The organism is Stenotrophomonas sp. GD04054 (genome assembly GCF_029836955.1).
Lineage (GTDB): Bacteria > Pseudomonadota > Gammaproteobacteria > Xanthomonadales > Xanthomonadaceae > Stenotrophomonas > Stenotrophomonas maltophilia_A.
Map to the genome: position 1 here is coordinate 60,908 of NZ_JAOECR010000007.1, position 17,894 is coordinate 78,801.

Genomic DNA, 17,894 nt, shown 5'->3' on the forward strand with positions numbered 1-17,894 from the left:
GAGCGCGTGCGGCGCAACCTGTCGCCTCCTTCCCCACTGGACCGCTGCCATGCGCGCCATTGCCTACACCCAAGCCGGCCTGCCGATCGATGATGCCCAGGCCCTGATCGACATCGAACTGGAGCTGCCGCAGCCTGGCCCGCGTGACCTGCGCGTGGCGGTACGTGCGGTGGCGGTGAACCCGGTCGACACCAAGGTCCGTCGCGGCGTGGCCACCGATGGCCCACGCGTGCTGGGCTGGGATGCGGTCGGCATCGTCGACGCGGTGGGCAGCGAGGTGACCCTGTTCCAGCCCGGCGATGCGGTCTACTACGCCGGCGTCATCGATCGCCCGGGCAGCAACGCCGAGTACCAGCTGGTGGACGAACGCAGCGTCGGCCGCAAGCCGGCCAGCCTCGACGATGCCGCCGCCGCCGCGCTGCCACTGACCGCGATCACCGCCTGGGAACTGCTGTTCGACCGCCTGCGCATCCCCGAGGGCGGTGGCGAAGGCCAGACCCTGCTGGTGATCGGCGCTGCCGGCGGTGTCGGTTCGATCCTGGTGCAGCTGGCGCGGAAGCTGACGAAACTGACGGTGATCGGCACCGCCTCGCGTCCGGATACCCAGGACTGGGCGTACGCAATGGGCGCACACCATGTGATCGACCACAGCCTGCCGCTGGCCGAGGGCCTGGCGCGGCTCGGCATCAGCGAGGTGCAGCACGTGGCCAGCCTGACCCACTCCGACCAGCACTACGCGCAGATCGTGGAACTGCTGGCGCCGCAGGGCCAGCTGGGGCTGATCGATGATCCCGGCCAGGTCGACGTGATGGCGCTCAAGCGCAAGGCGTTGTCACTGCACTGGGAGTCGATGTTCACCCGGCCGCTGTACAAGACCGCCGACATGCAGCGCCAGCATGACCTGTTGAACCGAGTGGCCGAGCTGATCGACACAGGCGTGCTGCAGACCACCCTGGGCGAGCATTTCGGGCGCATCGACGCGGCCAACCTGCGGCGTGCCCACGCGCTGCTGGAGAGCCACCGCGCCAAGGGCAAGATCGTGCTGGAAGGCTGGTAAGGCCCGGTTTTTCCTGTGGAGCCGAGCCTGCGCCCGGCTCTACAGCGCTTCATCCACGCATGGCGTGGATCAGCCGTGTCGACCAAGGTCGACACCTGCCAACAGCTGCAGAAGCCACTGCTCAGGCCACACCGTTGTCGACGTACTCGGCGAAACCGGGCTGCTGGCGCAGGCGTTCGAACCAGGCATCTACGTGTGCCAGTACCGGCTTGCTGCCCGGCGTGCTGCACCAGCGTTGGGTCGACAGCCCGAGCACGATGTCGGCCAGAGTGAAGGTGTTGCCCGCCACGTAGCCGTCGGTAGTGGCCAGCTGTGCATCAAGGACGCCCATCAGCCGGTTCCACTGCGCCAGGCTGGCCTCGGCACGGGCGTCATCCGGATAGTCCGGATGCTGGCGCACGCGCGCCATGAACACATGGCGCCATGCGCTGTTGAGGTCGCTGGCCTGCCAGTCCATCCACTGCTCCACCCGGGCCCGGTCCTTTGCTGCATGTGGCAGCAGATCCTCGCGACCGGCGCGTGCGGCCAGGTAGCGGCAGATGCTGTTGGATTCCCACAGCACGAAGTCGCCATCACGCAGCACCGGCACCTGCCGGTTGGGGTTCAGCGTGGCCAGCAGGTCCGGCGAGGGGGCCGGTTCGTGGTGCAGGGGCAGATCCAGCCCCGCGCACAGCCACAGCACTTTACGCACATTGATGGAGGTGGGCTTTCCGTAGAGGACGACCATGGTCCTGACGCAGCAGTTGAGACTCGGCCAGCCTACACTTGCCCCATGCAAACCGAATATCTGCTCATTGGCGGCCTTCTATTGGCCGTGCTCATCCTGCAGCTGGTCGCCCTGCTGCGCCGCCCGCCGCATGACCGCCTGGAACAGGCGGTGCGCGAGGAGGCGCGGGCCGGGCGCAGCGAGCTGCGCGAACAGCTCGATGGCTTCGCCCGCGCGCTGACCGATCTGTCCACCCGCACCGACCAGCGCCTCGACCTGCTGCGCGAAGCGCTGGGCGAAGATGCCCGCAAGGCGCGCGCCGAAGCGGCCGAGAGCCAGCAGCGCGGCGCGGCGTTGATGGGACAGCGGCTGCAGGAGCTGCGCGGCCAGCTGGAGACCTTCGGCCAGCAGCAGGAAGCCCGCATCCATGCGTTTGGCCAGCAGCTGCAGGAGCTCACCGGGCGTACCGATACCCAGCTCGGCGCGCTGCGGCAGACCCTGGTGGACGATGCACGCAAGGGCCGCGAGGAGGGCGCGCAGTCGCAGCAGCGCCTGACTGAAAGCCTTGGCCTGCGCCTGCAGGAACTGACCCAGCGCAACGAGCAGCGCATCGCCGAGATGCGCACGACGCTGGAAGAGCAGCTGCGCGCGCTGCAGAGCGACAATGCGCAGAAGCTGGAACAGATGCGCGTGACGGTGGATGAGAAGTTGCAGTCCACCCTGGAAACACGCCTTGGCCAGTCCTTCAAACTGGTCTCGGAGCGCCTGGAGCAGGTGCAGCGCGGCCTCGGCGAGATGCAGCAGCTGGCCACCGGCGTGGGTGACCTCAAGCGCGTGCTGACCAACGTCAAGACGCGCGGCAGCTGGGGTGAAGTACAGCTGGAGAACATCCTCGAGCAGACCCTGATCCAGGAGCAGTACGCGCGCGGGGTGAAGGTACGCCCGGATAGTGGCGAAATGGTCGACATCGCCGTGCGCCTGCCGGGTCGCAGCAGCGATGACACGCCGGTGTGGCTGCCGATCGACTCCAAGTTCCCACGCGAAGACTACGAGCGCCTGCTGGACGCACAGGAGCAGGGTGATGCCGAACTGGTACGCGTGCAGGGTGCGCAGCTGGAGCGTGCGGTGAAGGTGCAGGCCAAGTCGATCTGCGAGAAGTACATCGTGCCGCCGCACACCACCGACTTCGCGGTGATGTTCCTGCCTACCGAAGGCCTGTATGCCGAGGTGATCCGGCGCCCCGGCCTGGTCGATCTGCTGCAGCGCGACCACCGCGTGGTGGTCGCCGGGCCGACCACGATCACCGCACTGCTCAACAGCCTGCAGATGGGTTTCCGCACGCTGGCCATCGAGAAGCGGTCCAGCGAGGTGTGGAGCCTGCTGGGTGCGGTGAAGACCGAGTTCGGCAAGTTCGGTGATGTACTGGACAACGTGAAGGCCAAGCTGGACCAGGCCAGCAAGCAGATCGACCAGACCGGGGTGCGCACCCGCGCGATCGCCCGCAAGCTGAGGGATGTCGAGTCGCTGCCGGTTGAGCAGAGCCGCCAGTTGCTGCCGGACGCGCTGCCAGCAGAGGAAGGCAGTGACGGCGACGAGGCCTGAGCCACGCTGACACGCCGCCTGCATCGCCGATGCGTATGCTGGCGGCCTGTCCGCCTCGATCAGGTATCGTCATGCGCCTGCGCCGCTTCACCAGCCTTGTCCTGACCGCGCTGCTTGCCGCCTGCAGCAGCGCACCACCGGCTGCCGATACGACCGCGGCACCTGCCGCAGCCACCAGCCCTGAAGCGGCCGAGGCGTATCGCGAAGCGCGCGACGTCGACTGCCAGGCCGCCGGCGGCAGCCTGCAACGGCTGGGCCGGCTGCAACGCGAGCAGTGCGTGATTCCCTATGCCGATGCCGGCAAGGCCTGCAGCCGCAAAAGCGACTGCACGGGCCAGTGCCTGGCCGGTCCCGAGGTTGGCGCTGGCAGCGCCGCTACCGGTACCTGCCAGCGCGATGTGCGCCAGAACTTCGGCTGCCGCCAGCGCATTGATGACGGCAAGGCGCAGGGCACGATCTGCGTGGACTGATCGTAGTGCCGGCCACTGGCCGGCAACCGCATGAACCCTTGCGAACGGTCGCACGATTGCCGGCCAGCGGCCGGCACTACCGCCATCGCGCGGCGCTATGCTGGTGGGCCATTCCCCGCTGTTGCCGGAGCCCCCGCGTGAGCACCCCGATCCAGGACATTTCCCTCACCACCATCGACGGCCAGCCGTCCTCGCTTGCCGACTACCAGGGCAAGGTACTGCTGCTGGTCAACGTCGCCTCCAAGTGCGGCCTGACACCGCAGTACGAAGGCCTGCAGGCGCTGTATGCGGAAAAGCACGCGCAGGGTCTGGAAGTACTGGGCTTCCCCGCCAACAACTTCCTCGGCCAGGAGCCGGGCAGCGAGGCGGAGATCCAGCAGTTCTGCCAGCTCACCTACGACGTCAGCTTCCCGATGTTCTCCAAGATCAGCGTGGCCGGTGACGATACCCATCCGCTGTACCAGCAGCTGACCGCCGCCCAGCCGCAGTCGATCGGCGAAGGCCCGCTGCGTGAGCGCCTGGCCAGCAAGGAGATCCCGATCCACGCAGCACCGGCGGTGCTGTGGAACTTCGAGAAGTTCCTGGTTGGCCGCGACGGCAAGGTCATCGCGCGTTTCGCCCCGGACGTGGCTGCCGATGACGCGCGCCTGCGCGAGGCCATCGAGGCAGCGCTGGCAGCCTGAGGAAAGCGTGCCAACCAAGGTTGGCACCTACCGGAAAAGAAAAACCCCGCCGAGGCGGGGTTTTTCATGCGCTGCAGGCCGGACTCAGTGCGTCCACTGCGGCATCGGCATCGCATCGACCGGGATCGGCGAATTGGCATCGTCATGGCCACGGTCGCGCTTGCTGCGCAGATCGTTCTCGATCTGGTAGTTGCGGCGCTGCATCCACGCATCGCGTACCAGCGAGTACTCGTCCACGGCGGTGTCACGCAGGTCGTCGATTGCCAGCAGCTGCGCGCGGGTATCGACCAGCTGCATGCCCTGCAGGCCGATGCGGATCTTGTCCTCTTCGATGCGGCGGATCGGCGACAGCGGAATGTCACCGGCCAGGCCGAACACATCGCGCACGGTGCGAGGGCCGAAGAACGGCAGTTCCACGTAGCGCGAACGACGCCAGCCCCAGGCACCCAGGGTCTGCCCGAAGTCCTCATTGCGACGCGGCACCATCGCCTTGCTGGCCGGATCGAACAGGCCGCCGATACCCAGCGTGCTGTTCATCAGGAAGCGGCCGAGGCTGTCCCACGCATCGGCACCGCGGCCCTGCAGCAGCTGGTTGGTGATGGTCACCGGTGCGCGCAGGTTGCTGAAGAAGTTGCTGACGCCGGTGCGGGCGAAGCGCGGCACCACGTGGGTGTAGGCCGTGGCCAGCGGGCGGGCGATGCCACGGTCAACCGCGTTGTTGAACGTGTGCACCTTGCGGTTGAACGGTTCCCACGGATCGTAGGCTGCCGCGCTGCCAGTGTTGCCGGCACCGCCGTAGAGGGCATCGAAGTCGTCGTCACCACCGGGGGCGGTCGCCGCCGCGGCCCTGGCCGCATCGGTGTCGGCGCTGCGGGCCGGTGCGGATGGCGGCGTGGCCGGCGCAGGTGCGGCAACCACGGCTGTTGCCGGTGCGGCATCGACCGTAGCTGTATCGGCGGTGGCGGCAGAGGCCTCGGTGATGGTGCTGGCCGGGACCACGGTGCTGGCTGCGGGCGCATCGCTGCGTGCGGGCTTGCCGGCGCAGGCGGTCAGGGCGGTGGCCAGGACGATCAGGGGGAAAGTGCGTACGACGTTCATGTCAGCTCGCAGCAGAAGTAGCGTTGAAATCCAGGTCGGGCGACAGCCGGTAGGCTGCGCTCAGCTCGTTGTAGCCGGCCGGCGCGCCGGAGACTGCCAGCGGGTGACCGCTCTTGCGCGCACGTGCGGCCAGCTCGGCCAGCAGCGCCAGGCCGGCGCTGTCCACGCGTTCGACCTCACCCAGCTCCAGCCGTGACAGCTTTGCCGGCAGGGCCTGCAGCTGCGGCCACAGCGCGATCACCGCGGCACGGTCGAGCACCCCGCGCAGGCGCAGGGTGTCGCCTTCCAGCAGCGCCAGTGCGTTACTTGCCATTGCCCGCGGGCCCGGCCTGCATGCTGCCGCTGTGCAGTTCGTTGGCCACCTGCTTGATGCCCTTCTGGCGCAGCGGGGTGTCGAACTGGTTGCGGAAGGTCTGCACGTAGGAAATGCCTTCGATGTTGACGTCGAAGATCTTCCACTGGCCGTTCACGTTGCGCATCCAGTACTCGACCGGGGTCGGTTCGTTGCCGGCGCGCACCAGTTCGGTGCTCACGCGCACGCCACGATTGCCCGGCAGCGGGCTTTCACCCTTCAGGCGGAAGCTCGGCTTGCCCTGGATGTTGAGCAGGGTGGAGCCGTAGCGCTGCATCAGGCTGTCGGCCATGGCATCGGCGAACAGCTTGATGTCGGCGTCGGAGGCGCCGCGGGCGTGCGGGCCCAGCACCAGGCGCGCGGCGTAGTCGCGGTCGAAGGTGCGGGTCAGCTCGCTGTCGATGTAGCTGCGCAGGCTGGCCGGGTTGCTGGTGAACTCGCTCTTGCGCTGCTGCAGCGTGGACAGGATGCGGCTGCTGGCATCGATCACCACCTTGCCGGCCTGGCTCTGCGTTGCGGCAGCGGCCGGCGCAGCGGCCTGGGCCTGGGCCAGGAACGGGGTGGCCGCCAGCAGCGCCGAGGCGAGCAGGGCCGGGATCAGTTTCATCTTCATGGTTGCGGTTCCGTTGCAGGCGCCTGCGCGCCATCGTTGGGCTTCTGAGCAGCGCCGCCACCGGCACCGCCACTGAACATGTACTTGCCGACCAGCTGGATCAGGTCCACCGCCGGCTGGGTGAAGACGATCTCGTCACCGGCCTTCAGCACGTCCGGATCACCGCCCGGCTGCAGACCGATATAGCTCTCGCCGAGCAAACCGCTGGTGAAGATGCCGGCCGAGGTGTCCGCCGGCAGGTCCTTGACCTTGCTGTCCATGCGCAGGGTGACGATCGATTCGAACTTCACCGGGTCCAGGTCGATCGAAGCGACCTGGCCGACAGTGACGCCGCCGATCTTCACTGGCGCCTGCTTGCGCAGCTGGCCGACCTGGGAGAAGCGTGCCTTCAGGTCGTAGCCTTCGCTGCCCCAGCTCCAGCGCTGGTTGGTCGAGGCCACGGCCAGCACCATCAGCGAGGCCAGGGCCAGCAGCAGGAAGGCGCCGACGGAAAATTCGAGTCTGGGACCGCGGATGGCCATGTGGATTACCTGATCGAGTCGTTGTGGCCGCGCGCGCCTGCGCACCGCCGGTGGAGGGGTTAGGTGAACAACATTGCCGACAGCACGAAGTTGAACATCAGCACCAGCAGTGAAGCGTTGACCACCGCACGGGTGGTCGCCACCGAAGTGCCTTCAATGGTCGGCTCGGCGTGGAAACCCACATAGGCGGCAACCAGCGCGGCAGTGCCGCCGAAGATCGCCGACTTCAGCATTGCCACGCCGAAGTCGTCCCAGAAGTCCACGCTGTTGCGCAGCGCCGACCAGAACACGCCATTGTCCAGGCCCAGCACGTGCACCGCTTCGAAGTAGCTGGCACTGATTGCAAGCGAACAGAAAATGCCGGTCAGCAGCGGCACCGTCAGCACCGCCGCCCAGAAGCGCGGCGCCACCGCCTTGGCCACCGGGTCGATCGCCATCAGCTCCAGCGCCTTGATCTGGTCGGTGGCACGCATCAGGCCTAGCTCGGCGGCGATCGAGCTGCCAGCGCGGCCAATGAACAGCAGCGCGGTCAACACCGGTGCCAGTTCGCGGTACAGCGACAGCCCGAGCAGGGTCGACAGTGCGTCGGCCGCACCGAAGGTGGTCAGCGTGCGGTAGCCCTGCAGGGTCAACACCAGGCCGACGAAGGCACCGCCGACGGCGATGATCGGCAGCGAGCGCGCACCGATCTTGTAGATCTCGCGGGTCAACTCGGCCAGGAAATCACGGGTCGGCAGCGAACCGCGCAGCACGGTCAGCGAGAACAGGCCGGCACGACCCAGCGAGCGGGTGGCTTGAACGAACGGCATCAGGCGACCCTCGCGCGCGGCGCGGCATCGAACGGGATGGGGCCATCGGGCTGGCCGTGCAGGAACTGCCGCAGCAGCGGGTCCTGGCTGGACTGCAGTGCCTCGGGCGTGCCCTGGAACACGATGCCGCCATTGGCGATCGCGATCACCTGGTCGCAGATCGGCAGGGTCTCGTGCACGTGGTGGCTGACGATGATGCTGGTCAGGCCCAGGCTGTGGTTGAGGCGCTGGATCAGGCTCATGATCACCCCCGAGGCGATCGGGTCCAGCCCGGTCAGCGGCTCGTCGTAGATCATCAGCGGCGGGTCCAGCGCCAGCGCACGGGCCAGCGCCACGCGGCGCGCCATGCCACCTGACAGCTCGCGCGGCCAGGTATCGGCGGCGGCCAGCAGGCCCACCGAATGCAGCTTCATCTGCACCAGCCGCCGCAGCACGGCGGTCGGCAGGCGGGTGTGCGTACGCAGCGGCAGCGCCACGTTCTCGGCCACGGTCAGGTCGGTCAGCAGGCCGTTGCCCTGCAGCAGCACGCCCACGCTCTTGCGCATTTCCAGCAGCGCGCCGCTGTCATGCGGAATCGGCTTGCCGAACAGGGTGACCTCGCCGGCGACCGGGCGCAGTTCGCCGGTCAGCGCCGCCAGCAGGGTCGACTTGCCGCTGCCGGACGGACCCAGAACGGCGGTGATGCTGCCCTTGGGCACCTGCAGCGACACGTCGCGCAGGATCGTGCGTCCGCTCCGGTCGATGCGGACGTTGGATAACTGCACCAGACTGGAGGTGGAAGCCGACATGGGCACCATTAACGTTTTTTAGACATCGAAGGATCGGGCCCGTCGGCTGAACATAAGCAGACTGGACGGTGCAGTATTGTTGCACGACAAGCCTCGGCAGAGGCCGGGACAATCGGCTGGCGTCCCGGAACAATCCGTACCGCTCGCGGCCCAACCATTGAATACTGCCTGCCGTCCTGCACACTGTGCATGATGAGTGACCCAGGCAGCGATTTCCGCCTCTACCATTCCAACTCCCTGGACGTGCTGGCCGCGCTGCTGGCGCGCAATGTGCGTGCGCCCGTTCCTGGCCAGCCGCTGCTGGCACCGGAAGTGGTGCTGATCCCGCAGGTAGCGATGCGGCGTTGGCTGCAAGCGACACTGGCCGCCGAGTTCGGTGTGGCTGCGAACCTCGAATTCCTCACCCCGGGTGAGTTCGTGGCGCGCGCGCTGAAGGCCAACGTCAGCGGCGAGCAGGACGACCTGGACGCGGCCGGCCTGCATTGGAAGCTGTACCAGGCCCTGCGCGACCCGGCGTTGCTGGCGCAGCCACCGATGCGCGCGCTGCAGTCCTATCTTGCCGCCGATGACGCATTGAAGCCGTGGGCGCTGGCTGGCGAGCTGGCCTCGGTGTTCGAGAAGTACCAGGCCTGGCGCCGCGACTGGCTGCTGCGCTGGGCCGCCGGTGCCGATCCAGCCGACCCGCAGGCGATCCTGTGGCGCACCATCACCCACGGCCACGACTATCGCGCGCGCCGCATCCAGGAGTACCTGGACCGCTTCGAGGGTGCCGGTAAGCCGCTGCCGCAGGGCTTGCCGCTGCGCATGTCCGCGTTTGCGACGCTCAACATCTCGCCCGACGTGCTGCGGGTGATGGCCACCCAGGCACGTGTTGGCGAGCTGCATTTCTATATGCCCACCCCGGTGCAGTCGTACTGGGGCGATCTGCAGACCCTGGCCGAGCGCCTGCGCAGCGGCGCGCCCGATCCCTTCGGCGAAGCAGCCGGCGAAAACCGCCTGCTGGAAGCCTGGGGCGCGGCCGGGCGCGACTTCATGGCGGTGCTGGGCAGTTACGAGGTGGTGCACCCGGCCGGCGAAATCGCCGCCTATTCCGATCCGGAGGACGACACCCGGCCGACCCTGGACGAAGGCGGCCTGTCCGACAGCCTGCTGCATCGCCTGCAGCGTGACCTGTTCCACCGCCGCGCACTGCCCTCGGGTGAGCTGTGTGACGGGCTTCGCAGCGACGACCCCAGCCTGCAGGTACACGCCTGCCATACCCGCCTGCGCGAGTTGCAGGTGCTGCACGACCAGCTGCGCAGCCTGCTGCAGGACCCGCGCTTCGACCCGCCGCTGCAGGCGCGCGAGATCGCGGTGCTGGCGCCGGACATCGATCCCTACGTGCCTTACCTGGAAGCGGTGTTCGGCGGCCGTGGTGGCGAGGAGGAGCACATCCCCTATGCGCTGGCCGACAGCAGCCCGCTGGCCGGTGAACCGCTGGCCGATGTGTTCGTGCACTTGCTGGGCCTGCCGGTCTCGCGCTTTGGCCTGAATGAAGTGCTGGACCTGCTGGCCAGTGCACCGCTGGCCGAAGCGGCCGGGCTGGAAGCGGTGGACTTCGACCGCCTGCATGGCTGGCTGCAGCAGGCCGGTGCACGCTGGGGCCTGGATGCGAAGCACCGCCACCAGCACCAGGCGCCGGCCGACGACGCCTACACCTGGCAGTTCGCGCTGGATCGCCTGGTGCTCGGCCATGCCACCGGCAGCGAGGCCGACCTGGCCGGTGTCGCACCGTGGATCGAACTGGAAGGCGGCGCGCTGGACGCGCTGGACCGGCTGCTGCGCCTGCTGCGCGTGCTGGCGATCTACCAGCGTCGCCTCGGCGAGCTGCTGACCCCGGCGCAATGGCGACAGCGCCTGCTGTCGTTGCTGGATGCACTGCTGCCCACCGCGCCGAGTTCACCCAACAGCCAGCGTGCCCTGGAGCGCCTGCGCAAGCTGCTCAACCAGTTCGCCGAGGATGCTGCCAAGGCCGGCTTCGCGGAAGGCGTGCCGCCGGAGGTGGTACGTGCGCACTTCGCCGGCGCGCTGGGCGAGGCCGATACGCGCGCACCGCTGCTGACCGGTGGCATCAGTTTCGGCCGCATGGTGCCGATGCGACTGCTGCCATTCCGGGTGATCTGCGTGCTGGGCCTCAATGATGGCGATTTCCCGCGCCGTGACCCGGCGGCCGGTCTCAACCAGCTCACCGCCGAACTGGACACGCCGCGCCGCCGACCGGGCGACCGCTCCACCCGCGAAGACGACCGTTTCCTGTTCCTGCAGCTGTTCGCCGCCGCGCAGGAGGTGTTCTACCTCAGCTACCTCGGTGCCGATCCGCGCGATGGCAGCGTGCGCGAGCCGTCGGTGCTGGTCAGCGAACTGATCGATGCCGCCGCTGCTTATCACCTCGATCCGCCTGCGGCGGTCCGCGACTTCACCGTGCGCCATGCCTTGCAGCCGTTCTCGCCCGCCGCGTTCGGTGACGGCGACCCACGCCGCTTCAGCTATCGCCGCCAGTGGCATCCGGCGGCCGGTCGCCTCACTGGCCAGCGCGGTGGACTGCAGCCCTGGTTCGACGCACCGCTGCCACCGCCGCTCGACGATGCGGTGGAAGACGACGTCGCACTCGATACCCTGCGCCGTTTCCTGTGCGATCCGGCCGGGCAGTTCCTCGCGCAGTCGCTGGGCCTGCGCCTGGCCGACGATGTCGAGGAGGTCGATGACCTGGAACCGCTGGTGCTGTCATCGCGCGGCCCGGAAAAGCGCAGCGTGCAGGCGGCGGTGGTCCGTGCCACGCTCAGCGGCGATACCGAGCCGTTGTACCCGCGGCTGCGCGCGCGCGGCCTGCTGCCGTCCGGCCCATTGGGCGAGCGCCAGTTCGAGGGGGAGCAGTTGAAGACGCGCCCGTATGCCAGTGCGTTGCTGGGCTGGATGCAAGGCGAACCGCTGGAAAGCCGTCGCTACGAAGTGGACATCGACGGCGTGCGCCTGCACGGGCGGGTGGCGGACCGACATCCCGAGGGCCTGGTGCGCCTGCGCGCCGGTACCCTCAATGGCAATGCAGTGATCCGCCAGGGCCTGGACTGGCTGCTGGCCAACGCCGCCGGCGATGCGTTGCCGCTGGTGCAGTTCCACGATGGCGGTGACGCCGGGCCCGGCCCGCATGTGCTGCCAGCACTGAGCGCCCCCGCTGCACGCGCCGCGCTGCGCGCGCTGCTGCAATTGCGCCAGCGCGGCCTGCGTGAGCCGCTGCGCTTTGCCCCGTATACCGGTTGGGTGCTGTACAACGCGCCGGCAGAAAAACAGCGTAGCGAAGGCTGGAAGCAGTGGCATGGCAGCGACCGCAGTTGGGGTGAATCCAGCAGCGACGCCTGGCAGCTGCTGCTGCGCGGTGCCGACCCGTTTGCCACCGATGCCAGCTATGCCGAGCTGCTGCGCAACAGCCAGGTGGTCTTCAGCGCGGTGCGCGAAGGCCGCACTCTCGGTACCGAAACACGCCAGGAGGGCAACGCATGAACACCGCCATCGCTGATCAGGAAACCCAGCGTATGGCGGGCGATCCCTACCTGGCCCTGCCGCTGAACGGCATCCGCCTGATTGAAGCCAGCGCAGGCACCGGCAAGACCTTCACCCTGGCCACGCTGTTCACCCGCCTGGTGGTGGAGCAGGGCCTGCGTATCGGCCAGATCCTGGCAGTGACCTTCACCGATGCCGCCACCCAGGAACTGCGCAAGCGCATCCGCGAGCGCCTGGCGCTGGCCGCGCGCCTGGTCGATCTGGAACCGGCCGAGGGTGAAGCACCCGACGCGAGATTGACCCGCGACGTGCTGCAGCGTCATCTGCAGGGCGGCTCCGAGAGCGCCTCTGCATTGAAGCGCCGCCTGCAGGTGGCTGCCGACGAAATCGACCTGGCATCCATCTTCACCATCCACGGCTTCTGCACCCGCGTGCTGCGCGAGCATGCACTGGAAAGCGGCCATACCTTTGATCCGCCGGAACTGCTGGCCAGCGATCGTGAACTGCTGGAGGAGCTGGCCGCTGATCTATGGCGCGTGCATGCCAACGACCCGGCCACGCTGGAGCCGCTGACCTGGCTGTGGTCCAACCCGGACGCGCTGGCCGCAGATCTGCGCGCGCTGCTGGGCACGCCGCCCCTGCACCCGTTGCCACAGCCGGTGGCACTGGCCGATCCACACCCGGCCTTGTACAGTGCGGCGGAAGCACTGTCCGCAAGCGTGCGCGAGCATGGCGAGCAGTTCTTCATCGATCTCTGCGATGCGGTCGACAACAAGTGGCTCAACGGCGTGTCCTACAAGCTGGGCTGGCTGCATCCGCTGGGCCGGCAGATGCTGGCCTGGGCCGAGCGCGGCGACCCGCGCGAGCTGCTGGCCAGCGAGCGCCTGCCGGCACTGCTGCCGGCGGTGCTGGCCGACAAGACCAACAAGAAATTCCCCGATCGCACGCCATCGTCGCCATTGCAGGCGCCGTTGGCGCGCTATGTCGCGCTGCTGGCCGAACGCGATGCCTGGTTGCGTGGTACCGCGCTGAATTTCCTGCACACGCTTCGCGCCGAAGCCATGCAACGCCTGCAGGCGCTGAAGCGCACGCGCCGGGTACAGACCTACGACGATCTGATCGATGGCGTAGCGCTCGCCCTGGAAGGCCCGCAGCGTCTGGCGCTGGTCAGGCAGCTGCGCGCGCAGTACCGCATCGCGCTGGTCGATGAGTTCCAGGACACCGATGACCGCCAGTGGGGCATCTTCCACACCGTGTTCGGTGATTCGCCGGAGGTGCGCGAGCTCGGCCTGGCACCGGCGCTGTTCCTGATCGGCGACCCCAAGCAGGCGATCTACGGCTTCCGCGGCGGTGACATCCACACCTACCTGAAGGCCAAGCAGGTGGCGCAGCAGGCGCCGGTGCTGGACCAGAACTTCCGCTCGCGACCGGCGGTGCTGCGTGCGTTGCAGGCGCTGTACGACAACGGTGGCGAAGACGCCTTCCTCGAACGCGACATCCAGTTCGAGCCGGTGCGGCCCGGTGGCGTGCGCATCGACGAGGACTACCAGCGTGATGGCCATGCCGCCACGGCACTCACCCTGCGCGTGCTGCGCAGTGGCGGTGACAAGGCGATGAGTGCGGACGCCTCGCGTGATGCCGCGACCCAGGCCTGCGTGGCTGCGATTCACCAGATCCTGGTCGAGGCGCGTGCGGGCAATGCCGTGTTGCGTGGGCGCCCGGTTCAACCCGGTGATATCGCGGTGCTGGTGCGCTCGCATCGCGAGGCCACGCTGGTGCAGCGCGCGCTGGCAGCGGTCGGCATTCCCGCCGTGGCGGCCGGCAAGCAGAGCCTGTTCGCCACCAGCGAAGCGCGTGATCTGCGCGCGCTGCTGCTGGCACTGCTGCAACCCGCCGACGAAGGCCGCCTGCGTGCGGTGCTGGCCACCGTGCTGCTTGGCCAGCGGGCCAGTGCGATCGCCGCGATGGAGCGCGAGGGCGACCTGCAACGCGAGTTCCAGGCACAGCTGCTGCACTGGCGCGAGCGCTGGCAGCGCGGCGGACCGTTCGCAGTGATCGCCGACGTCTGTGCCGCACAGGGCGAACGCTTGCTGGCGCTGATCGATGGCGAGCGCCGCCTGACCAACTACCTGCAGCTGGGCGAACTGCTGCAGGAAGCCTCGGCGCAGACGCTGGGCATGCATGGCCTGCTGGACTGGCTGCAGGGGCAGATGGCCAGCGCTGATCAGGATGACGAGCAGCAGCTGCTGCGCCTGGAATCGGATGCGCGGCGCGTACAGATCATCACCCTGCACAAGAGCAAGGGCCTGGAGTATCCGCTGGTGTTCCTGCCCTTCGTCGGCATCGACGGCGGCGCACCGAACACCGCCTCGCACTGCACGGTGCACGTCGGTGGCCAGCGCCAGCTGCATTGGAAACTGGACAAGGACGAGGCCTGGGAAGCGGCCAGCAACCAACGTGAGCGCGAGCAGCGGGCCGAGGATGCGCGCCTGCTGTATGTGGGACTGACCCGTGCCGAGCATGCGCTGTGGATCGCCGTGGGTGATCTGGCCGGGCTCGGCAAGACGCGGCTGGCGCCGCTGCTTGACCTGCAGGCGCTGCGCGCGCACGCCGATGTGCACATCGATGACAGTGAGGCAGCGGCCGCGCTGCCGCAGCTGGCGGCCGAAGTGGAAGGCGACCTTCCGGCGGTGCGTGCCCTGACCCGGCGCGTCCCGCACGACTGGTGGGTGTACAGCTTCACCCAGCTGGCCCACGCCGATGCCGGCGCGGGCAGTGATATCGAAGCCGCCGCCACCGAGCTGCCGGCGCCCGCTGCCGACGAACCCGCTGGCCCGGAACTGCCACTGGAACCGGCGCTGCCGGAGCCCGCTGCGGCGGCCGAGGACAGCACACCGGTCGACCCGCGCTTCATGGGCAGTCGCTTCGGCAACGTGCTGCACGAAGCGATGGAGAACGTCGACTTCGCCGCATGGGGTGACTGGCAGCCAGGTCTGCAAGCTCCTGAGGGCCAGGCCCAGGTGCTGCGCAAGGCACTGCACGACGAAGGCTATGCCGACGTCGACCTGGACGATGGCGTGGCGGTGCTGGTGCCGCTGGTGGGCCACACGCTCACCGTGCCGCTACCCGAAGGCGGCGCGCTGCACAGCCTGGGTGAAGGCGAGCGTCGCGCGGAAATCGACTTCCATTTCGCCATCGAACCGACCACGGTGCCGGCGCTGTTGCAGGTGCTGCATGCACATGGGGTTTCCAGTACGCGTCGCGGCTTCGGCCAGCGCCGCCGCCTGGAAGGGCTGATGACCGGCATGATCGACCTGACCTATGTGCGCGATGGGCGCTGGTACGTGCTCGACTACAAGTCCAACCGCCTGCCTGGTTACAGCCCGGACCTGCTGGCCATTGCCATGCGCCACAGCGAGTACGACCTGCAGGCGCTGATCTACACCGTGGCCCTGCATCGCTGGCTGCGTTTCCGCCTGGGTGCGGCCTACGACTACGAGCGCGACATGGGCGGCATCCGCTATCTGTTCTGCCGCGGCCTGGATGCCGCCGGCAACGGTGTGCATGTGGACCGCTTCCCGTTGGCGCTGGTGGATGCCCTGGATGCGTTGTTCGCCGGTGGCGAACAGGCCCAGGCCGAACTGGCTGCGCGTGCCCGTGGAGCCAGTGCATGAGCCTGCTGAAGGAACTGCACCAGAAGGGCCTGCTGCGCACCCTCGACCATGCACTGGCGACCAGCCTGCAGCGGCTGCGCGACGACACGCCCGAGAGCGTGGCGCTGGCGGCTGCGCTTGCGTCGCTGGCGGTATCGCAAGGCCATGCTGCGTTCGATCCGGCGCAACCGCAGCGGTTGCTGGAAGGCGTACCCGAGTGGCCTGCCGCGCAGGACTGGCTGGAGCAGCTGCGCGCATCGCCGTGGGTCGCGGCACCCGAGCAGGCCGATGCCATCGCCGAGGATGCGCCGCTGGTGCTGGAAAACGGCCTGCTCTACCTGCGCCGCTACCGCGAGTACGAGCGGCAGCTGGCGGCCGGCCTGCAGCGTATCGGCCGGCATCCGCTGCCGGCGCCGGATATGGCGGCGCTGGCACCGTTGTTCGCGCAGCTGTTCCCGCAGGCATCGGGCAGCGAGGATCACCAGGCACGCGCTGCCGGCGTGACCCTGCGCCATCCGCTGGCACTGGTCACCGGCGGCCCCGGCACCGGCAAGACCACCACCATCGCGCGCCTGTTGCTGCTGCTGGCCGCGCAGGCCGGGCACGCCGGCCAGCCGCTGCCTGAGGTGGCATTGGCCGCGCCCACCGGGCGCGCCGCCGAGCGCATGGCCGAGAGCCTGCGTGTGGCTGTGCAACGCCTGCAGGAACAAGGACTGGACCCGGCGCTGTGCGCGGCGCTGCCCAGTACCGGCACCACCCTGCATCGCCTGCTCGGGGTGATTCCTGATTCACCGCGCTTCCGTCACCACGCCGACAATCCGCTGCCGGTGGACGTGGTCGTAGTCGATGAAGCCTCGATGATCGATCTGCCGATGATGGCCAAGCTGGTCGATGCGATCGCCAGCGGCACCCGGTTGATCCTGCTCGGCGATCCCGACCAGCTGCCGTCGGTCGAGGCCGGTGATGTGCTCAGCGCGATCCTGCGTGCCAGCGGCGACGGCATCGGCACCCGTGCCGACGACGCGCAGGCGCTGCACGGCCTGCTGGCGCCGGCCACCTTGCAGCCACAGGCCGCACCACGCGCCTTCGCCGGCCGTCGCGTACAGCTGCAGCGCGGCTACCGGCAGAGCAATGCGCTGGACCTGGCACCGCTGGCCCATGCCGTGCGCGAGGGCGACAGCAGCACCGCGCTGCAGCTGCTGCGCAGTGGTGAACTGGCCGGCGTGCATTTCCACGAAGGCGAAGCCGATCCGCTGCGTGGCCAGCGCGAGCATCTGCTGGGCCACTGGCGTGCACTGGCCGACGCGGCCGATCCAGTGCTTGCCCTGCAGCAGGCCGGGCGCCTGCGCGTGCTGACCGCACTGCGCGAAGGCCCGCAGGGCGCGCGCGGGCTCAACAGCCGCATCGAACAGCTGCTGGCCGGCAACACCCCCGGCTACTTCCAGGGCCGCCTGCTGCTGGTCACCGAGAACAGCTACCGGCATCGTCTGTTCAACGGAGATATCGGCATCTGCCTGCGCGATGGCAGCGGCGCGATGGTGGCCTGGTTCCCCGGAGACAGCGTCGACCAGCCACGCGCCTTCCACCCGGCGGCACTGCCCGCGCACGAAAGCGCCTTCGCGATGACCGTGCACAAGGCACAGGGCTCGGAGTTCGATGAGGTGTGGTTGCAGCTGCCGCGCCAGGACAGCCGCGTGCTGTCGCGCGAACTGGTCTATACCGGCCTGACCCGCGCCCGCCAGGTGCTGCATGTGGCGGGCAGTGCGGACGTGCTGCAAGCGGCGTTGAAGCGCCATGCCAGCCGGTTGGGTGGGTTGGCGTGGCGGCTGGGTGCGGAAGCAGTGGCCGAAGCACCGGCGCGCATTGAACAGCCCACGGTGCAGGGCACGTTGTTCTGAAACGGGGTCGGATCCCGTTTGAAACGGGGTCGGATCCCGTTCCCAACGGGAGCGGGCTCTGACCCTCGTCGCCGAGGCACGCATGCTCCGGGTCAGAGCCCTCCCTC

The 17,894-nt window shown here is 68.5% G+C and carries 13 protein-coding genes and 1 pseudogene; 7 read left to right on the forward strand and 7 right to left on the reverse strand.

Annotated features, from left to right (window positions below; genetic code table 11):
• The first annotated feature begins 49 nt into the window (after positions 1–49).
• Complete coding sequence (locus N7573_RS05990; RefSeq protein ID WP_049420932.1) at positions 50–1,057, forward strand: zinc-binding alcohol dehydrogenase family protein; 1,008 nt, start codon at positions 50–52, stop codon at positions 1,055–1,057.
• 121 nt (positions 1,058–1,178) lie between these two features.
• Here the strand turns inward: N7573_RS05990 and N7573_RS05995 are convergent, their stop codons facing one another.
• Positions 1,179–1,784 carry a glutathione S-transferase N-terminal domain-containing protein gene (locus N7573_RS05995; protein ID WP_071228676.1) on the reverse strand — a complete coding sequence of 202 codons (606 nt, stop codon included), beginning with the start codon at positions 1,782–1,784 and terminating at the stop codon, positions 1,179–1,181.
• A 45-nt stretch (positions 1,785–1,829) separates the two neighbouring features.
• On the opposite strand from N7573_RS05995, the gene rmuC reads away from it, so the two are divergent.
• From rmuC to N7573_RS06010, 3 genes are all read left to right on the forward strand, one after another.
• Positions 1,830–3,365: a DNA recombination protein RmuC gene (gene rmuC / locus N7573_RS06000; protein WP_049400349.1), complete on the forward strand. Its 1,536-nt coding sequence runs from the start codon at positions 1,830–1,832 to the stop codon at positions 3,363–3,365.
• Positions 3,366–3,436: 71 nt separating this feature from the next.
• A complete protein-coding gene (locus tag N7573_RS06005) occupies positions 3,437–3,835 on the forward strand; it encodes a hypothetical protein (protein ID WP_049462906.1) in 399 nt (132 codons plus the stop codon).
• Between the two features lie 137 nt (positions 3,836–3,972).
• Positions 3,973–4,518 carry a glutathione peroxidase gene (locus N7573_RS06010; RefSeq protein ID WP_010487473.1) on the forward strand — a complete coding sequence of 182 codons (546 nt, stop codon included), beginning with the start codon at positions 3,973–3,975 and terminating at the stop codon, positions 4,516–4,518.
• An 84-nt stretch (positions 4,519–4,602) separates the two neighbouring features.
• On the opposite strand, the gene N7573_RS06015 is transcribed toward N7573_RS06010, so the two are convergent.
• From N7573_RS06015 to N7573_RS06040, 6 genes and pseudogenes are all read right to left on the reverse strand, one after another.
• Positions 4,603–5,616 carry a VacJ family lipoprotein gene (locus N7573_RS06015; RefSeq protein WP_279912946.1) on the reverse strand — a complete coding sequence of 338 codons (1,014 nt, stop codon included), beginning with the start codon at positions 5,614–5,616 and terminating at the stop codon, positions 4,603–4,605.
• Between the two features lies 1 nt (position 5,617).
• Positions 5,618–5,929: an STAS domain-containing protein gene (locus N7573_RS06020; protein WP_032128488.1), complete on the reverse strand. Its 312-nt coding sequence runs from the start codon at positions 5,927–5,929 to the stop codon at positions 5,618–5,620.
• A complete protein-coding gene (locus N7573_RS06025; protein WP_010487479.1) occupies positions 5,919–6,581 on the reverse strand; it encodes an ABC transporter substrate-binding protein in 663 nt (220 codons plus the stop codon). Before N7573_RS06025 ends, N7573_RS06020 begins: the two co-directional genes overlap by 11 nt.
• Positions 6,582–6,637: 56 nt before the next feature.
• A pseudogene (mlaD, locus tag N7573_RS06030) lies at positions 6,638–7,102 on the reverse strand (outer membrane lipid asymmetry maintenance protein MlaD); the annotation flags it as partial.
• 59 nt (positions 7,103–7,161) lie between these two features.
• A complete protein-coding gene (locus N7573_RS06035) occupies positions 7,162–7,911 on the reverse strand; it encodes an MlaE family lipid ABC transporter permease subunit (RefSeq protein WP_005414955.1) in 750 nt (249 codons plus the stop codon).
• A complete protein-coding gene (locus tag N7573_RS06040; RefSeq protein WP_279912945.1) occupies positions 7,911–8,699 on the reverse strand; it encodes an ATP-binding cassette domain-containing protein in 789 nt (262 codons plus the stop codon). Before N7573_RS06040 ends, N7573_RS06035 begins: the two co-directional genes overlap by 1 nt.
• A 189-nt stretch (positions 8,700–8,888) precedes the next feature.
• Between N7573_RS06040 and recC the strand changes: the two genes are divergently transcribed.
• Genes recC through recD form a run of 3 tightly spaced genes read left to right on the forward strand, consistent with a single transcriptional unit; the run spans position 8,889 to position 17,787 of the window.
• Positions 8,889–12,236, forward strand: a complete 3,348-nt coding sequence (gene recC / locus N7573_RS06045) for an exodeoxyribonuclease V subunit gamma (RefSeq protein WP_279912944.1) — start codon at positions 8,889–8,891, stop codon at positions 12,234–12,236.
• Positions 12,233–15,910, forward strand: coding sequence for an exodeoxyribonuclease V subunit beta (recB, locus tag N7573_RS06050; protein ID WP_279912943.1), 3,678 nt, complete (start codon positions 12,233–12,235; stop codon positions 15,908–15,910). The genes recC and recB overlap by 4 nt, the downstream gene beginning before the upstream one ends.
• Positions 15,907–17,787, forward strand: coding sequence for an exodeoxyribonuclease V subunit alpha (gene recD, locus N7573_RS06055; protein WP_279912942.1), 1,881 nt, complete (start codon positions 15,907–15,909; stop codon positions 17,785–17,787). Before recB ends, recD begins: the two co-directional genes overlap by 4 nt.
• Positions 17,788–17,894 lie beyond the last annotated feature (107 nt).